Source organism: Hydrotalea sp. GW822-HT8A01, from assembly GCF_058798575.1.
Genome location: NZ_CM179506.1, coordinates 509,660 through 525,943 on the forward strand (window position 1 = coordinate 509,660; position 16,284 = coordinate 525,943).

At 33.4% G+C, this 16,284-nt stretch carries 17 protein-coding genes; 5 read left to right on the forward strand and 12 right to left on the reverse strand.

Annotation, left to right across the window (positions count from 1 at the left end; all coding sequences use genetic code 11):
- Window positions 1-66: 66 nt before the first annotated feature.
- From AC3QLY_RS02230 to AC3QLY_RS02265, 8 genes are all read right to left on the reverse strand, one after another.
- Window positions 67-1,257: an outer membrane beta-barrel family protein gene (locus tag AC3QLY_RS02230; RefSeq protein ID WP_492990458.1), complete on the reverse strand. Its 1,191-nt coding sequence runs from the start codon at window positions 1,255-1,257 to the stop codon at window positions 67-69.
- Window positions 1,247-1,939: a hypothetical protein gene (locus AC3QLY_RS02235; protein ID WP_218331501.1), complete on the reverse strand. Its 693-nt coding sequence runs from the start codon at window positions 1,937-1,939 to the stop codon at window positions 1,247-1,249. Before AC3QLY_RS02235 ends, AC3QLY_RS02230 begins: the two co-directional genes overlap by 11 nt.
- Before the next feature lie 75 nt (window positions 1,940-2,014).
- Window positions 2,015-2,512 carry a carboxypeptidase-like regulatory domain-containing protein gene (locus AC3QLY_RS02240; protein WP_218331503.1) on the reverse strand — a complete coding sequence of 166 codons (498 nt, stop codon included), beginning with the start codon at window positions 2,510-2,512 and terminating at the stop codon, window positions 2,015-2,017.
- A gap of 29 nt (window positions 2,513-2,541) precedes the next feature.
- Entirely contained in the window at window positions 2,542-2,940 is a 399-nt protein-coding gene (locus AC3QLY_RS02245) for an ATP-binding cassette domain-containing protein (protein ID WP_218331505.1), read from the reverse strand.
- A gap of 74 nt (window positions 2,941-3,014) precedes the next feature.
- The gene (locus AC3QLY_RS02250; protein ID WP_492990461.1) at window positions 3,015-5,468 is read right to left on the reverse strand and encodes an outer membrane beta-barrel protein; all 2,454 of its coding nucleotides are present in this window, start codon (window positions 5,466-5,468) and stop codon (window positions 3,015-3,017) included.
- Window positions 5,465-5,890: a MauE/DoxX family redox-associated membrane protein gene (locus AC3QLY_RS02255; protein ID WP_394369761.1), complete on the reverse strand. Its 426-nt coding sequence runs from the start codon at window positions 5,888-5,890 to the stop codon at window positions 5,465-5,467. The genes AC3QLY_RS02250 and AC3QLY_RS02255 overlap by 4 nt, the downstream gene beginning before the upstream one ends.
- On the reverse strand, window positions 5,868-6,947 hold the full coding sequence (locus AC3QLY_RS02260; protein ID WP_492990462.1) for a hypothetical protein: 1,080 nt from the start codon (window positions 6,945-6,947) through the stop codon (window positions 5,868-5,870). The genes AC3QLY_RS02255 and AC3QLY_RS02260 overlap by 23 nt, the downstream gene beginning before the upstream one ends.
- A gap of 78 nt (window positions 6,948-7,025) precedes the next feature.
- The gene (locus tag AC3QLY_RS02265; protein ID WP_218331912.1) at window positions 7,026-7,211 is read right to left on the reverse strand and encodes a hypothetical protein; all 186 of its coding nucleotides are present in this window, start codon (window positions 7,209-7,211) and stop codon (window positions 7,026-7,028) included.
- A gap of 303 nt (window positions 7,212-7,514) precedes the next feature.
- On the opposite strand from AC3QLY_RS02265, the gene AC3QLY_RS02270 reads away from it, so the two are divergent.
- The 3 genes from AC3QLY_RS02270 (at window position 7,515) to AC3QLY_RS02280 (ending at window position 10,210) form a co-directional block, all read left to right on the forward strand.
- The gene (locus AC3QLY_RS02270) at window positions 7,515-8,201 is read left to right on the forward strand and encodes a response regulator (RefSeq protein ID WP_492990463.1); all 687 of its coding nucleotides are present in this window, start codon (window positions 7,515-7,517) and stop codon (window positions 8,199-8,201) included.
- 186 nt (window positions 8,202-8,387) lie between these two features.
- Window positions 8,388-9,041: a uracil phosphoribosyltransferase gene (gene upp, locus AC3QLY_RS02275; protein WP_218331908.1), complete on the forward strand. Its 654-nt coding sequence runs from the start codon at window positions 8,388-8,390 to the stop codon at window positions 9,039-9,041.
- A gap of 164 nt (window positions 9,042-9,205) precedes the next feature.
- Window positions 9,206-10,210, forward strand: a complete 1,005-nt coding sequence (locus AC3QLY_RS02280) for a PorP/SprF family type IX secretion system membrane protein (protein ID WP_218331906.1) — start codon at window positions 9,206-9,208, stop codon at window positions 10,208-10,210.
- Window positions 10,211-10,267: 57 nt separating this feature from the next.
- Here AC3QLY_RS02280 and AC3QLY_RS02285 read toward each other — a convergent pair whose 3' ends face one another.
- Entirely contained in the window at window positions 10,268-10,720 is a 453-nt protein-coding gene (locus AC3QLY_RS02285; protein ID WP_492990464.1) for a nuclear transport factor 2 family protein, read from the reverse strand.
- A 130-nt stretch (window positions 10,721-10,850) separates the two neighbouring features.
- Window positions 10,851-11,456, reverse strand: a complete 606-nt coding sequence (locus AC3QLY_RS02290; RefSeq protein WP_218331902.1) for a DNA-3-methyladenine glycosylase — start codon at window positions 11,454-11,456, stop codon at window positions 10,851-10,853.
- 138 nt (window positions 11,457-11,594) lie between these two features.
- Here AC3QLY_RS02290 and AC3QLY_RS02295 point away from each other — a divergent pair, with 138 nt between their 5' ends.
- Together AC3QLY_RS02295 and AC3QLY_RS02300 are read left to right on the forward strand one after the other, a co-directional pair.
- Window positions 11,595-12,413 carry an EI24 domain-containing protein gene (locus AC3QLY_RS02295; protein ID WP_218331900.1) on the forward strand — a complete coding sequence of 273 codons (819 nt, stop codon included), beginning with the start codon at window positions 11,595-11,597 and terminating at the stop codon, window positions 12,411-12,413.
- A gap of 23 nt (window positions 12,414-12,436) precedes the next feature.
- A complete protein-coding gene (locus tag AC3QLY_RS02300) occupies window positions 12,437-13,141 on the forward strand; it encodes an SAM-dependent methyltransferase (protein WP_218331898.1) in 705 nt (234 codons plus the stop codon).
- Window positions 13,142-13,153: 12 nt separating this feature from the next.
- On the opposite strand, the gene AC3QLY_RS02305 is transcribed toward AC3QLY_RS02300, so the two are convergent.
- Window positions 13,154-13,930 carry a DUF4249 domain-containing protein gene (locus tag AC3QLY_RS02305; protein ID WP_288095999.1) on the reverse strand — a complete coding sequence of 259 codons (777 nt, stop codon included), beginning with the start codon at window positions 13,928-13,930 and terminating at the stop codon, window positions 13,154-13,156.
- Window positions 13,931-13,934: 4 nt separating this feature from the next.
- Complete coding sequence (locus AC3QLY_RS02310; RefSeq protein WP_492990465.1) at window positions 13,935-16,277, reverse strand: TonB-dependent receptor; 2,343 nt, start codon at window positions 16,275-16,277, stop codon at window positions 13,935-13,937.
- Window positions 16,278-16,284 lie beyond the last annotated feature (7 nt).

The following is a 16,284-nucleotide window of genomic DNA, read 5'->3' on the forward strand; positions in this document are numbered from 1 at the left end:
ACCAGGCAATCAGGAAAGTTGAACATATTTTTAGCCATAAAGACAATAAGTTTAGTTATACAAATATTAATTTCCCGTCCTCTTTTTAATATCCTGATTAGCAATGTTCCTTTCACTAATAGTTTTTAAATTTCTATTACCGAATTGATAAGTGAAATTTAAACTGATACTTCTGTTATAAGTGTTGTTAAAAGAATTGTTAGCAGTAAAAAGTGGATTTGTAAAAAGACTTTGCCAAACTTTTGAAGAACCATTATAGATATCAGCTAAATAAATATAAAATGAAAAATTTTTGTACGTTTTCTTTATCATAATATCCAAATTAGAAATTCCATTAATAGTATGTGCAGCAAGAGTCTGCTGGGGTGAATTGTAATGCAGGGTTACAAAAGCCATCCAGTCCTTTTTTTTAGTTAAATACACATAGTTATCCCAATTTATCATACCATTGGCATTGTTTAACTGAATATTTTCTACGTCTGTATTGCCTTTGTAATGGGTATAATTAAAAGCAGTGTTGATGTACATTTGCCATATATCATTGATGATGGGCTTGTATAAACTAAATATAATTGAATAGGTATTACTGGAACCATAATTCAAATAAGTGTTATTGAATTTATTTTGATTATTCTCAACAACCGGTACTATAAAATTACTATATGCATTTTGTATATGTGAATAGCTGGCCACAATACTGAATAAATTATTATAAACATAGGTAAACTCAGCATTATTATATAGTTGGGGTTGAAGAAATGGATTATTCTGTGCAAAAAAAGTGGGATTATAGTAGGTACGCCCCGGAAAAAGCAATTCAATGGATGGGCGCATAATTTTTCTGGCAAACGAAAAACCAAAATTGTTTTTTGCATTAACAGCATAACTTAGGCCGAAAGAGGGAAAAAAATTAACATAGTTAGAATCCTTTGAAATACCGGTGTTCTTCTCTTGGGTATTATGCTGTGTAGTTTCTATCCTTCCACCAATATTCATTTGCCATTTATCTGAAATAGTATAAGCAAATGAGGTATAGCCGGAACCATAATTTTCTGTATAGGCATAATGTTTACTAAGAGCAGTATCTAAAGTGAAATTATTAGAATTCCCATTATAATATTTCAAATTGTTGTCTACTTGAGTTTGGCTAAACTGAATACCCAAAATCCACTTTAAATGGTTAGATAGTTGGTTGCCATAATCAATCCTTTCAGATAAATTAAAAAAGTCTTGTGGTAAATGATTGTTATAAAACACCAATATTCCCTGCCAGATTCCCCTGCTGGTCTAATTGATTAAAATTGCCTACACTATTTTGTTCCTGATAAAATTTGTTGTAATCTACATTAACATCAATATTTTTTTGATTTAAAGAATCAAACTGATGATGAAAATATATATTTCCAAAGTTATATATATAATGATCTGTTCCATTAACATAAGTTTGTTGTGGATTATTAAAACCTGACTGATTAGAAGGCAGATGATAAATGAGATTATTATCAATGGTATTACCATTCACTGTGGAATACCAGCCTTTATAACTTAAAGTGTTATTATTATTGATATAGTAATCTGCATTTAAGCCACCACCAGCAACAGTGTAACGCCTGTAGTGATCAACAGTAGTAGAATCCTTTGAATGGTCTGCATAAGTAAAACGATTATAGCCGGTATTATAATTAAAATTACTACTTAAATACGGAATAAACTGTAAAGCCAGATTATGTTTATTATAATTAACAGAACCATTTAATTGAGAAGTATTATAAACACTTTGCTGCGTGTTTAACTGAATATTGCCCATCCATCCTTCATTTAAATTTCGGGAAATATTTATATTGATGATTCCTCCTGTAATATCAGCATTATATTCACTTCCAGGATTGGTAATTATTTCGATATTTTTAATATTTTCAGCAGGAAGCGCTTTTAACATAGCAATGATTGTTTGCCTTGGCAAATTGCTTTTTCTATTATTAATATACACAGTAGTATTAGTTTTATTAATAATTTAAAAAAAGTCATCATTTTCATTATAAATTACCAATGGTACATAACGCATTAACTGTAATCCATTGATACCGGCTGCCACCCATTTATTGGGTGTAAAAACAAAACGATCGCCCCTTTTTACAAAAAGTGGTTTTTTAGCATTAACAGAAACATCTTTTAATGTATGCACAGAATCAACAAGCGTAATTTGCAACTGGGCATCACTATTAAGTGTAATAGTTTGCATAAAAGTATTGTAGTTAAGGCTTTTACAAACCAGCAAATACCGACCTTGAGGTAAAGATGGAACAGAGAAATTACCTAAACTGTCTGATACCCCCGCACCTATTAATACACTATCTTTTTGAACAAGAATCGTAGCTAATAGGATAGGCTTATTAACAGCATTTTTTATATTGCCATGAATAGAAAACTGACTCAAAGCTGGTATTGAACAAATTGAAAATAGTAAAATATAGAGTACTTTTTTGGGAAAAAGATTAATTAAACAATCCATATTGCATTATTAATTAAAATTTATTCATTTCAATTGCCTAATTCTAACTGGTTCTTTATTAATTGAAAATAATGGCTTTTATTATATACTAATTTTTCATGATTGCCTTGTTCTATAATTCTTCCGTTATTTAAAACAATAATTTTATCTGCATTTTTTACAGTACTCAACCTATGCGCAATAATAACAACAGTTTTTCCATGAAAGAATTTATTCAAATTATCCATTATTTCTCTTTCATTGTTTGCATCTAAAGAACTAGTGGCTTCATCAAAAAAAATAAATTCTGGATTTTTGTAAATAGCTCTTGCAATTAGTATACGCTGTTTCTGACCACCACTTAATTGCATCCCTACAGAACCAACCTTAGTATCAAATTTCATTGGCAGGCTCAAAACAAAGTCGTAAAAAATACTACCCAACTTCATAATAATAAATAAGCGTAATATGGGTAAATCTTACTTACTGTACAATATAAGGTTTTTAATTCATAAATTAAAAATTATAAGTTTGTATTTTTTATGTTTCGTCCTTCAACTTTTTTATTAAAATCAACATCGCCCTCTTTTTTTGATTTACCAAAAAAATAATTGAAAGAAAGATGAATATCTTGAAACTTAGTAATTTCAGAATAGATTCCGGAAATATCTGGTGAAGAATAATTTGAATTTATGCTGTTGTCAAAATTAAAAATATGATTCCATTCACATCGGACAAACAATTTATTCTTTAATAAGTTCTTATTGAAAATTAAAGACATGTTTGGATTTGCCAATGTATTTATTTCAAAAACATCATAATTTTTATTTCTGAATTCAAATAAAAATTCAAAACTTGCCGTTTTAGAAATATTGTATGTTATATTTTCGGACAACTTAATAGAATAATTATTATGCAAAATATGACTAACAAAATTATTATTTTTTAAAATGCTATCATAAAGATTAAATCTTAAACATTCTATATTAACATTAGAAATAGTACTGAATGATTTTGACCAGTTATTATTAACAGAAAAATCAAAGCCAATCTTTAATTTTTTCCCAATATTAGAATATACATTGGAAAAATTACTTGAGTCAAAATTATAAGGCCCTTTAGAGATAAAATCAGTGGTATGTATCAAATATATTGTAGAATTATAAGTTGATTTTGGTCTTTCAAAGATGTTATAAAAAGTAAAAGAATTTAAAACTTCCGGTTGTAAACGTGCCGATCCCATTGATTGTTGATTAGGCCTATAACTTAGTGGTGCTCCAGAAAGTTGATATGAATTAGGCAATTCAATGTCTTTCTGATATGAAAATATAAATGTACCAAATTTCGAAGTTGATTTAAAAAAAGAAAATTTAGGTAAAAAATTCCAAATTGTAGAATTCCCACTATATGAAGAATCAATTTTAGAAGTTACAATATACCTAACATGGTCAAGCTTTGCACCTAACATAAAAGTGCCAATATTAAAGTTTTTGGTTAAAGTAATTGACGAAGAAATTAAATATTGATCATAAGAGGTAAATCCAAATAAGTTTGGTGATGTAATCCCAATACCCGAATGAACCAATCCAAATGTTGAATTTGATTGGTATAGTTGATATAGTAAACTGCTTTCAATTGTTAAATTTTTTAAATTAAATTTATTTTTTAACTGTATAGCATTGTTTGGGTTATGTGAAATATTATTAAGAACACTACTATCAATTTTATATACCTGTTTATAATTATACGTATTTTTTATATAATCATTGTTTTCAGAAGCATTAATGCCACCAAGTAAATAAAAAACTAAATTATCTTTTACTTTATATTTTACAGTAAAGTTACCGAAGATACTTGTCGTTATTTTTCTAGTATTACTTTGAAAATAGCTGGTATCATTCTGTGCAGAAAATACATTTGAAAAATTATTAAAAAGAAGGGTTTGCTTATCATAATTAAGTGATACAAAAAATCCGAATTTTGTTGTGGGAGTATATTGTATGCTTACTGAATTAAACATTGGGGATACTGAATAATTTGCTCTATCAGAGGTAGAAAAATTTGAAATATTATTCGTAGATGATTTCCAAATAGCAGTCCTATCTGCAGAATAATCGTTAAAATATTTAGTGCTTGTAAAATTGATAAACAAATACTTCGAAGAGAGATAACTTGAAACTTTATACTCCGAAGTGTTTCTAACTAATCCAAGTCCGGCAGAAAATTCACCGCCAAATGCATATTTGAAATTTTTTTTTGTGATTAGATTTATAATAAATTCATCATCTTTCAATCCTGCAGACAAAGGTGGGTTAAATATAATTTCAATCTTTGCAACAATTTCTAATGGTAAATCTAGGATTACTTCTTTATTACTTTCAACCCCATTTAAATAGTATTTAGCTTTTTTGTAATTGTACAATGTATAATCATTATTATTCAAATGAATACCAGGAATGGTTCGTATAAGGGAATTTGCGGTAGGAGCTATAGCACCATTAACTGAGCTTACATAATATATTTTTTTATTAATGTCTATTTTATTCCTTATGCCTTTTACAACTACTTCGTCAATTTCTTTAACGAATGGCTGCAATCTAATTACACCTATATTAAACATACCTGATTTATTTAATAACAAGTTATTAAAAGAAAAATTAGCTTCTTTAAATAAATTTGTATTTACTTGTAAAATAAATGAAATGTTTTCTTTGGGAATTTTTACTTCAAATTCTCCTTTTTCGTTTGTTAAAAAAGTAACAGTATCTTTTGAAGGTAAATCATAAGTTAAACTAATTTTTAAAAAAGGAATTCCTTCTTTTGATAAACTATCGATTACCTTCCCTTTTATTTTTAGATAAACGCCATTATTATTATCAAATTGCACATTTTCGTTTGTAATATTTTGCGAAAAACTGCTGATGCTTATAAAATAAAATGCAATGATTACAATATATTTTACAAATTTTATTTTCATTTGTTTTTTACGTTTGTTATTAAATAACCATATAATGAAAATGCTATTAATAAAAAGTTAAATGCAATATGTTGCCCCCAAGTTAGCTCTTCAATAAAACCACCACAACTACAAGGCAAATATGGACTATAAACAATCATTAGTATAATATAACCGTTAAAAAGAAGAAGAATAAGAAAGGAAAATAAAAAACCCCATATTTTTAGTCTACTAGAAATTAGCAGTAAAACAATAGCTATTTCAATAAGGATTACAAATATTCCTGTTTCTTTTGTAAACTCATTATAAAGAAAAAGAGACTTAGATAATGTAGCAATAAAATTATTAAAATTAATAATTTTTTGTAGGCTTGAATACAGAAATACAAAAATTAGTACACTAGAAAATATGTGCACCAATTTAAAATTCAAATTTTGATTCATAGATGAAAAGATGTTTTGAGTAAACGAGAAATATTCTGTTTCCGTCTATAAAAAAATCATTGAAAACATCATCATCAAATTTTGGGATATAATAGCTTCCTTGATACTTCACTACATCGCTAATATCATAAACATCAAGTACAATACTTTCATTAAAATTATTATCATCATTATTAGCAGCTACTAATGAATGATTAAAAAGAAATTTACCATTTATGACTTGTGCATTAGGATTACACATTCTAACGGGAGATGCGTATTCTAATCGCCCGGTTCCATTAGCACCAATAAAGGTTACAACAGGACCTTTAGAAATAGTATCTATCAATTTCCCTTTGAAAATCACTTTAAGATTTGAATCTAAAACAAATAGAGAATTTTTATAAAAACAAGTATACACGAGTTTACTATTCCCAGAAATATTTAATATTCCATCATCTACCATATCAATCAAAAATAAATTACTTGTATCAACTTTTTGATAAATTATATTTTGATTCAAATCATTTTTATACTTTAAAAAAGTAAACACAAAATCTTTGTTTATATTCTGTTTTGACTCTGTTTCAAAAACAAAATTAACATCATTAAGTTTCCATCCTTTATTAAATAAAAAGTTTGTTTTAATTTCATTCGTAGCTTGAGAAGCAATATCATATGTATAAATAGTGTTTGTAGCTTCTGAAAATATGTAAATAATACCATTCTTTGCGTCGAGAGAAATATTGCTGGCAGAAATAGGAGTTTTAAAAATTTCATTAATATTAATAGTAGAATTTTCAATTGCAGGGCGGCTCTCAGAAAATCTATAAATTGTATTTCTTGTGAAGTTATGTAAATAAATTTGCTTATTATAATAGCCTAATATTTTATAATTACCATTATATAAATTAACGTTTTGTATTAAAGTTAATTCAGCAATATTATTTTTTTTTCTTTCAAATCCACCTTCTTGTAAAAAATGTTTACTTTTATTATTTTTAAGATTTATTAAAAAAAATACTATTAATAAAAAAACAACAAAACTGCCAAAAATTAAAACTTTATTCTTCTTCATACATTAATTTTTTAAGAAAACAGTCAACAAAAACCCTATTGTTACTAATTCTAGTAACAATAGGGGTATTTTTCACTACTAAAGTTTTATGGTTGCAAGACCACTAACCGATTTAACAGTTACACCACCCAGTGTAACTTTGTAACAAGTTTGTTTAGCAGCGGCACAACTAGCAGACTGTGCTTTAGCAGTATTACTATGTAATACAAGCACCACTGCAACTAGTATTGGCAATGCAACTGATAATAGTTTTAATTTTTGCATTATTAAAATTTTTATATTTTACCCTCCCCTGCCTAACACTCATGGGGTCAGATGTTCAGCGGATTTTTTACTTGCTTATCTGCAACGGTAACCTTCATTATTGCATGGCCATTACAATAAAAAGCCTACCTTTTTTTACCGGTAAAACCTATTATTGGTGTACATCAAATAGTACAGCTCAAATATATTGTAGCGACTTACCAAAAAACAAGCGTATTTCTACGCAATTTTTAAGATACCCGATACAAAATTTGATAATTTGTTACCTTTTTAATAATATTGTAATATTAAATGTAATCCTATATGGTTGCCCCTTTTTCAGTGGCTATTGTAGATGATCGTTTGCGTGATTTGGAATTAGTGAAAACCAAATTCCAAAAAATAAAAGAGTGCACCATCCTTTACTCCCACACCAACGCGTACCATTTTTTTGAACATTTAAACAATACCCGTTATTTACCCAATATAGTTGTTACCGACTGCCAAATGCCCGAAATTGATGGTATGGCATTAACCCGTTTAATTAAATTGTTTTTCCCCTCTATACAAGTAATTGTTATTTCCGGCCTTTTGGTTGAATCGGATGTGGCAGAACTGTTAGAAATTGGCACTAATGCTGTAATTGCCAAGGGATCTTTAAAAATGCTCAACAATCAATGCCTCACTTTAGCTATAGAAGCCATTCAACAAAACAAAGTATTCATTGACCCTATTTGGAATATTCCACTGGTTCGCAAAATGTTGAAACAAATACAAAAGAAAAAAGATGAATTAAAGACCCCCCATTTCACCCGGCACGAATTGAAAATTTTACAACTGTTAGCTACACATCCCGATTACGAAAAAATTGCCGATTTTTTAAACATCTCTAAACGCACTGTTGAAGGCCATGTTCAGAAAATATCGGAAAAAACACCCGATAACAGTAAAAAATCAAAATTAATGACCTATGCCTTAAAAAATTATTTAATACACCTTTTTAGGGGCTAATCCTTCCTGCATTACTCGTTTTCACTTTATTTTTTAACGCCTTTGCTACTATTATTCATCCTTACAAGATGGCATTAGCTAACTTATTTTTCAATAAGCAAAACTGTAAGTAGCAGGTAAATACCTCTATTTCCATTTTTTACCTTTATTTTACAGCGTTTTAGTACCCTAAATGCACTGTTACCTATGATTGTTAATTTAAGTGATACCCATAGTTTGGTCAGCAATTTTACGGCAGAAATCAGGAACATCCACCTTCAAACCGACAGAATGCGCTTTCGCCGCAACTTAGAGCGAATCGGTGAAGTTGCAGCATATGAAATTAGTAAACAATTGCCCTGGCATGAAGTGGAAACACATACTCCATTGGGTATTCACAATAGTAAAGTTTTAATAGAGCAGCCGGTTTTAGCCACCATTTTACGGGCTGGTTTACCCATGCACCAAGGTATGCTGAACTATTTTGACAAAGCCGATAATGCCTTTATTTCAGCCTATCGCAAACACCACCGCGATGGCAGTTTTGAAATTAGTTTAGAATACATGAGTTGCCCGTCATTAAATAATAAAATTGTCATTATCAGCGATCCCATGTTGGCAACCGGGGCCTCATTGGTTAAAACCATTCAGTTCATACAACAGGAATACAAACCCGCCGCCATTCATATTGTGGCTGCTATTGCCTGTACCGTGGGTATTGAATTTGTGCATAGAGAATGTGGTGCCAATATTCAATTGTGGTGCGGAGACATTGATGATGAATTAACCGCCAAAGGTTATATTGTACCCGGACTGGGCGATGCGGGCGATTTGGCCTATGGCAGAAAAGACCAATCTTAATTTTTTAATTTTTTTTGTTAAATACCTCAACAAATCAAAAATATATACAGCATTTCCAGTATTTTGGATATCTGTTTTTGCAAACAAACAATTTAAAATGATGGGCTTTTGCTTTGCACTCACTTTTACAAAGCAGATATTACATGACTAACGTAGGGGTTCTCATGAAAAAAATTGTACTATTTATCTTCCCGCTGTTATTGTCGCACCCACTGCTGGCGCAAGACCCGCATTTCTCACAATTTTTTTCTTCCCCCTTAACCCTTAGCCCTGCATTTACCGGAAAGTTCGATGGCAACTTACGTGTAGCCGGTAATTACCGGAACCAATGGCCTACCATTAACAATGCGTTTACTACCGGTACAGCTTCCGTTGATTTTCATATTATGCAAAATAAAATTGCCAGTAATGACGTGTGGGGGCTGGGTTTTATGGCCTACAATGATAACAGTGCTAATGGTGCTGTTAAATTTAATTATGCCACCGTTTCAACCGCCTATCACAAAGGATTGGATGAAGATGGCAATAACACCATTGGGTTGGGCGTACAATTAACGTATGCCAATATGATGATTAATACCGCAGGACTTACTTTTGAAGACCAGCTCACCAGCAATGGCTTTACCGGTGTTACCAGCGAAGTGTTTAATGGGGCTACCTTAAAATCGAATTACATGGATGTAAATGCCGGTATTTTATACAACGGAAGTACCACCGATAAAAATAATTTTTATTTTGGGATTAGCCTGTATCATATTACCCGGCCACAACAATCCTTCACCGGTGCCAACTATTCACTGAACCCACGTGCCACCATTCATGCAGGCACTTATTTTCCTATTAGTGATAATACAACTTTACACCTAAGTGCTTTACAAAGCTTTCAGGGTGGTGCATCAGAAACTGTTTTGGGTGGTGCTTTTCAATTTACCCCAACCTTAAATTTAGAGCAGGATGTGAGTGTTTATGTAGGCACCTGGCTGCGTTTGAGAGATGCATTTATTCCTTATGTGGGTTTAGAATATGGCAGTTTTAGGATAGGCGCTTCATACGATGTAAATACTTCTTCCTTAAAAACTGCTTCACAAGGTGTAGGTGGTATTGAAGTATCACTTATTTATATTCAAAAGCGCAGCGATGCCAAACCCATTAGCTGCCCTAAATTTTAAAATACCTTATTTTCCAAACTTGCTTCATTATATTCACGGTATTCAAACAACCCTGTCTTAATGCTGATCAAAAAAACCTACCTGCTTCAAAAACGATACCTGATCAAAATAGCTTACCGCAGATGTGATATGATTATCTACAAAAGTAAACCGGGTAATTTCTTTTAATATATACTGCTTCCCAATCATATAAGCAGGGGTACCCGCCTCGCCATGTTGTAATGTTCCCGTTGCCGTATATTCAACCACAGCTTCGTTTTTGGAATAAACCGTATGCGTAATATGATATTGCAAATTAGGGGTAGATACAAAATACCGATGTAAAACACTTTTAGCACCTGCCTGCCCTTTTTCTGTTCCTGACCAATTGGGTGAATACAATTCAGCATTAGTTGCAAACATGGTTGCTGCAGCAACAGAATCATGCTGATTGCATAAAGTAAAATATTGTTGAACTAATTTTTGCAGTGAATGATACACTTGTGTTGGTGCAGCGGGTTGAAATGCCAAAAAAAAACATAACAGGAGAAAATTGTTTTCATGTAAGTAATTTAATTGTATGAAAATCTATAAGTCAATTATTGAGAAAAAATTATTTACGACAACTCATATCGAATCTTCTCAAGAAACAGCAAAAGAACTATCTATTTTCCCCACTTACATAAGGATTTTCTTTTACCAAGAAACGATAAGGCAAAAAAGCATCTTCACCGGCATAGTCAACGCCTATCCGTTTGGTAATCATACAATCACCTGCCGGTAGGGTGTAACCATCATCAGCAATATACAAATCATTTCGGGTTAATAATTTAGCATTATGTAAGCGGCTAATACCCAATGCTTTGGTTACATTTCCAGGCCCGCGGCCAATAGAAAAATCGGCTTTGGGTTTACCCATCCGTTGTAACATGATAGATATACCCTTAACCGGCTCAACAGCACGTATTAAAACGGCATGTGGGGTATTAGCCGGCCCGGTAACTACATTAAACAGGTGATGAATGCCATAACACAGATACACATAAGCACAACCACCTGCTGCATACATAGTTTGGGTACGTTGGGTGTACCTGCCTCCATAAGCATGCGAAGCTTTATCAGTAGTGCCATTATAGGCTTCTGTTTCAACAATACGACCAATGGTTAATTGTTGCTCAAATTGCGTAACCAATAACTTCCCCAATAATTCTTTAGCAATTTGTAACACATCGTTTCTTTGGTAAAAATCAGGGGATAATTTCTGCATAATAACACCTGGTTCAACACTGCAAATTACAATAAATTGAGAATTACAAATTACTGATTGCTTTACTGAAAACAACGTTTCAAAAATCAATTCACCCTTAAATAAACAGAAACGATTATTTTCGTAACAAAAAACCATTTGCTGAAAGAAATTATTATAGCGGTTCAGGCCTATTTTAAAGCCCACCAATTCATTCAACAACACCGGTTATGGAAATGGATTATTATTCCGGGTATTTTATATGCACTGCTGTTCGCTGCCAGCATGGGTTTTTTCTTACATACTACCAGTGGCGTGATTGAATGGTTAAGTTTAAAGACCGGATTAAAAACCTGGCTAGATAAAATGCAGAGTACCTGGCTGGGATTTTTATTTACTTTATCGAGCCTGGGTTTACTGCTCATCCAAATGCTTTTTTATTTTTCATTCTTCAAATATTTTTACCTGATTGTGGGCTCACCGGTATTTGCTTATTTAAGTGAGAAAACAGAAGCCATCATCAATCACCAGGAATATCCTTTCAGCTTACGCCAATTGGGTACCGATATGTGGCGGGGTATTCGCTTAGCCATTCGCAATGCATTATGGCAAACGGTGTATTTAATTGCCTTGCTGATACTGAGTATTATTCCTTTATTTGGGTTAATTACGCCGATTATTGCGCTTTTTATAGAAGGTTATTACTATGGTTTCTCAATGCTGGATTATAGTATGGGAAGGCATAACAAAACCATGGGCGAAAGTACTTATTATATTGGTACACATAAGGGGTTGGCCATTGGTAACGGACTGATATTTTACATCATGCACCTGTTGCTTTTTGTTGGCTGGGTATTGGCTCCTGCTTATGCAGTAGTGGCAGCAACATTAGCCTTATATCCACTGCATCAAACAGAAGCACCTACTATATATTTTCCGGGCAAACCACCTTCTGAAAAAAATCATTCCACATCATAGCTTTATCAGCAATAATTTTTTACATGAAACCAGGAACAGTTTTTTTAATTCCGGCTCCTTTATATGACGATGCATTGCATGCATTACCCGCCCATATTTTACCGGCTATTCAGCAATGTCATGTCTTTTTTGTAGAAAATGAAAAAACTACCCGCCGTTATTTTAAACAGCTTTGGAAACAAATGGTGATTGACGATTATGCCTGGTTTACCATTCATAAAGCCGAGGAATCAGTAATTACCGAGTTTAAAAAATTATTGTTACAAGGAAAAAATATAGGTATTGTAAGCGAAGCCGGATGCCCTGGCATAGCCGATCCCGGACAAATATTAACAGGCATAGCACAACAAATGCAGGTAACAGTACACCCATTGGTAGGACCAAATGCATTATTGCTGGCTTTAATGGCCAGTGGCATGAACGGACAACGCTTTGCGTTTGAAGGCTATTTACCCATTGATGCAGTGGAACGCAAAAATAAAATAAAAGCATTAGAGCTGGTATCGCGGCAACATAACAGTACCCAAATATTTATTGAAACTCCGTATCGTAATCAGGCTTTATTGCAGGATTTACTGAATGTTTGTAAAGAAAATACCCTGCTGTGTATTGGTGCAGATATTACAGCCCCCACAGAAGCTATTTTTACCAAAACCATTGGCGAATGGAAGAAAATTACCTTACCCCTGCACAAGCGGCCGGCCATTTTTTTATTGTATGCATCTTAATCTTGCAGCCTGCTACTGCGGTATAATCACCGATTTACGTTGCCGGGTATGGGCACTAAAATAACCCAGCACGCCGCCGCTAATATTACTGGTGGGGTTTGCAGGTGTGGCCGCATTATTTTGTAAATCCTGTAATCCGCGTAAATATTGATAAATGGGTTTATCTATACAACGCATTTCAACAGTAATGGTATCACCGGGATTAATGGTACTATCGGGCTCAATCAACGGACGGGTTGAAATTCCGCCATTGGTTAAATTATCATCCCATACAAAAATGCGTTGATTCTCAGCCCGGTTAATGTATTCAATAAACCAATAATAATTGGCTACATTTTCAGGATCAGAATATTGCGGCTGCACAATCGGAATAATTTTTCCTGCAAAAATAATATTAGATACCAGTAAGGTATCTAAGTTTACCTGCTGTGGCATGGTAGTGGTAGCAGTATAAATAGTACCATTATCAACTACCTGCAAACGGTAAGTAGCCCCTGGAGTACCCAATAAATTGGTATTGACATAAATACCCGGGCTTGTTTGCACCAATTGGTATACGTTACCAATTATGTCAGTAATGGTTACTATCGCATCGGTAACCGGGGGAAATACATTATCGGCACTAAAAGCAACCGATTTGGAAATGAACACCCGTGCAGGTGAAGTATTGGTAATCATTCCTTCAATCACTAATACAGGTGGTGCATTCTTTAAATCTACATTAATGATTTTTTTGCAGGAAAAAAACCACAATGAAAAAAATAATATCATGAGTGATAATATCCGCATATGCTTAAAATTTAAAGTTCCAGGTTATACTGGGAATAAACCGAAATAAAGAAGTTTGCTGAGCAACCGTTTTATTGGGATTATTGGGATCATCAATAAACGTAATAAAATAGGGATTTTCGCGGCCATACACATTATATACTCCAAAAGTTAAACTGCTTTGGTATTTGCGGTAGGGATTTTTTTTATTTTGTACCGTTGCTGCAATATCTAAACGGTGATAGGCGGGCATACGGTAACCATTGCGCTCGGTATATAAAAAAGTAGTTTGGTTGTTCACCCGGTATTTACCACTGGGAAAAGTAACTGCATTACCGGTATTGTATACCCAATTGGCAGAAAGTGTCCACCGTTGGTTAAGCCGGTATATACCCACCGTGGTAATGGCATGTGTTTGGTCTTGCCGTGCCGGAAAGTATTGGCCATTGTTAATACTTGCAAATTTTCTTTCGGTGCGTGAAAGGGTATAACCGATCCATCCCGTTAATTTACCCATTTTCTTTTTGGCGAAAAACTCAACACCATAGGCCCTTCCTACCCCATATACCAACTCATTCTCTACATTATCATTGGCTTGCAAATCTGCGCCGTTTTTATAATCAATTTGGTTTTGCAACCATTTATAATACGTTTCCACCGAAAACTCATATACCTGATTCTTTGAATTTTTATAATAACCCAGGGCCACCTGATCTGCAATTTCAGGTTTTACATTATTGGTACTGGGTAACCACAAATCGGTGGGCGCACCAACAGTAGAGTTACTGAGCAAATGCAGATTTTGCACATTTCGGTTGTATGAAAATTTTAAAGAAGCATAGGTATTGAGCAAATAACTGGCACTAAAACGGGGTTCTAAATTCCAATAACTGGCAACGGCCTGGCCTTTAGGTACATTCAGGGTATCAATGGTATTGCCATTACTGTCGTACTGATAATAATTACCCGGACCTACTGCCGATAAATTAGAGAGGCGTAATCCATACACAATATTCAATTTATCATTAAAACTGAGTTCGTGCGATACATACAATGCACTTTCGTAAGAATACCGGTTTTGAATGGTAGCACTTTTTAAGTTAGAGGTGGCCGTTGCAGTAATGGCACCTGGCGATACGGTATGATGAATAATGTTACCACCAAATTTTATTTTATTATTGTTATTGATGAAATAATCAAAATCCTGCTTCAGATTCAGGTCCTGAATTTTAGAAGTAATTTTAAACTGATCGGTACCCGATTTAATGCGAATAACATAATTATAATTACTAAAAATAAGTGATGTGTTAGAGAATAGTTTATTACTCACAATATGGTTCCAACGCAGGGTGCCGGTGGTATTACCCCAATCGCTGCCAAAGGTTTCGCCAAAGCCCAGTACATCACGACCAAAATAACCCGATAAGTATAAATGGTTTTTTTTGTTGAGTGTATAATTGGCTTTCAGGTTTAAATCATAAAAATATAAGGTATTGGAATTAATGGCCGAATCGGGTGATAGTTTCAAAAATAAATCGGCATAGGTTCGGCGGCCGCTAATAATAAAAGAGCCTTTGTTTTTTACAATGGGCCCTTCCACAGTTAACCGCGATGAGATTAAACCTACGCCACCATCAACGTGGTAGGCTTTGTCGTTACCATCTTTCATTTTAATATCCACCACACTACTCAGCCGGCCGCCATATAGTGCCGGCATTCCCCCTTTGTACACCGCAACATCTTTAATGGCATCTGAATTAAAAGTAGAAAAAAATCCCAATAAGTGCGTGGCATTGTACACAGGCGCTTCATCCAATAAAATTAAGTTCTGATCGGCACCTCCACCCCTTACAAAAAAACCACTGTTGCCATCACCGGCTGATTTAATGCCGGGTAATAATTGTATAGATTTTAAAATATCTTTTTCGCCCAGTAATACCGGCAATTCATTTACCTCACGCAGGTTCAGTTTATCTACCCCCATTAAGGGACTGGCAACATTTTCATTTTTCTTTTTGGTAGAAACCACCACTTCCTGCAGGTTATTGGCAATAGGAATCAAATTAAAATTCTGTTCACGGTTTTGGGTAAAAGCCACAGCTTGGGTAATGGTTTCATATCCCGAATAACGAACGATAACTGTGTAGGTGCCCTGCTTTACGGTAATAGAATAAAAACCATAGGCATTGCTGGTAACCCCTATGCCGGGTAATTCTTTCAATTGAATAACTGCACCAATCAATAACTCGCCGGATGATTGATCGCGTACCACACCATTTAAAGTAAATTTAGATTGTGCTAATATTGTTGTAGCTATGCAAACTGATAACAACAATAACCAGGCCCTCAAAAAGCCGCATTTCCGCATAATACCG

What these genes read in the sequence shown, in the direction of transcription:
- AC3QLY_RS02235 (WP_218331501.1), bottom strand. Translation starts at nt 1,939, where the DNA reads ATGTTAAAAGCGCTTCCTGCTGAAAATATTAAAAATATCGAAATAATT.
- AC3QLY_RS02240 (WP_218331503.1), bottom strand. Translation starts at nt 2,512, where the DNA reads ATGGATTGTTTAATTAATCTTTTTCCCAAAAAAGTACTCTATATTTTA.
- AC3QLY_RS02245 (WP_218331505.1), bottom strand. Translation starts at nt 2,940, where the DNA reads ATGAAGTTGGGTAGTATTTTTTACGACTTTGTTTTGAGCCTGCCAATG.
- AC3QLY_RS02250 (WP_492990461.1), bottom strand. Translation starts at nt 5,468, where the DNA reads ATGAAAATAAAATTTGTAAAATATATTGTAATCATTGCATTTTATTTT.
- AC3QLY_RS02255 (WP_394369761.1), bottom strand. Translation starts at nt 5,890, where the DNA reads ATGAATCAAAATTTGAATTTTAAATTGGTGCACATATTTTCTAGTGTA.
- AC3QLY_RS02260 (WP_492990462.1), bottom strand. Translation starts at nt 6,947, where the DNA reads ATGAAGAAGAATAAAGTTTTAATTTTTGGCAGTTTTGTTGTTTTTTTA.
- AC3QLY_RS02265 (WP_218331912.1), bottom strand. Translation starts at nt 7,211, where the DNA reads ATGCAAAAATTAAAACTATTATCAGTTGCATTGCCAATACTAGTTGCA.
- AC3QLY_RS02270 (WP_492990463.1), top strand. Translation starts at nt 7,515, where the DNA reads ATGGTTGCCCCTTTTTCAGTGGCTATTGTAGATGATCGTTTGCGTGAT.
- upp (WP_218331908.1), top strand. Translation starts at nt 8,388, where the DNA reads ATGATTGTTAATTTAAGTGATACCCATAGTTTGGTCAGCAATTTTACG.
- AC3QLY_RS02280 (WP_218331906.1), top strand. Translation starts at nt 9,206, where the DNA reads ATGAAAAAAATTGTACTATTTATCTTCCCGCTGTTATTGTCGCACCCA.
- AC3QLY_RS02290 (WP_218331902.1), bottom strand. Translation starts at nt 11,456, where the DNA reads ATGCAGAAATTATCCCCTGATTTTTACCAAAGAAACGATGTGTTACAA.
- AC3QLY_RS02300 (WP_218331898.1), top strand. Translation starts at nt 12,437, where the DNA reads ATGAAACCAGGAACAGTTTTTTTAATTCCGGCTCCTTTATATGACGAT.
- AC3QLY_RS02305 (WP_288095999.1), bottom strand. Translation starts at nt 13,930, where the DNA reads ATGCGGATATTATCACTCATGATATTATTTTTTTCATTGTGGTTTTTT.
- AC3QLY_RS02310 (WP_492990465.1), bottom strand. Translation starts at nt 16,277, where the DNA reads ATGCGGAAATGCGGCTTTTTGAGGGCCTGGTTATTGTTGTTATCAGTT.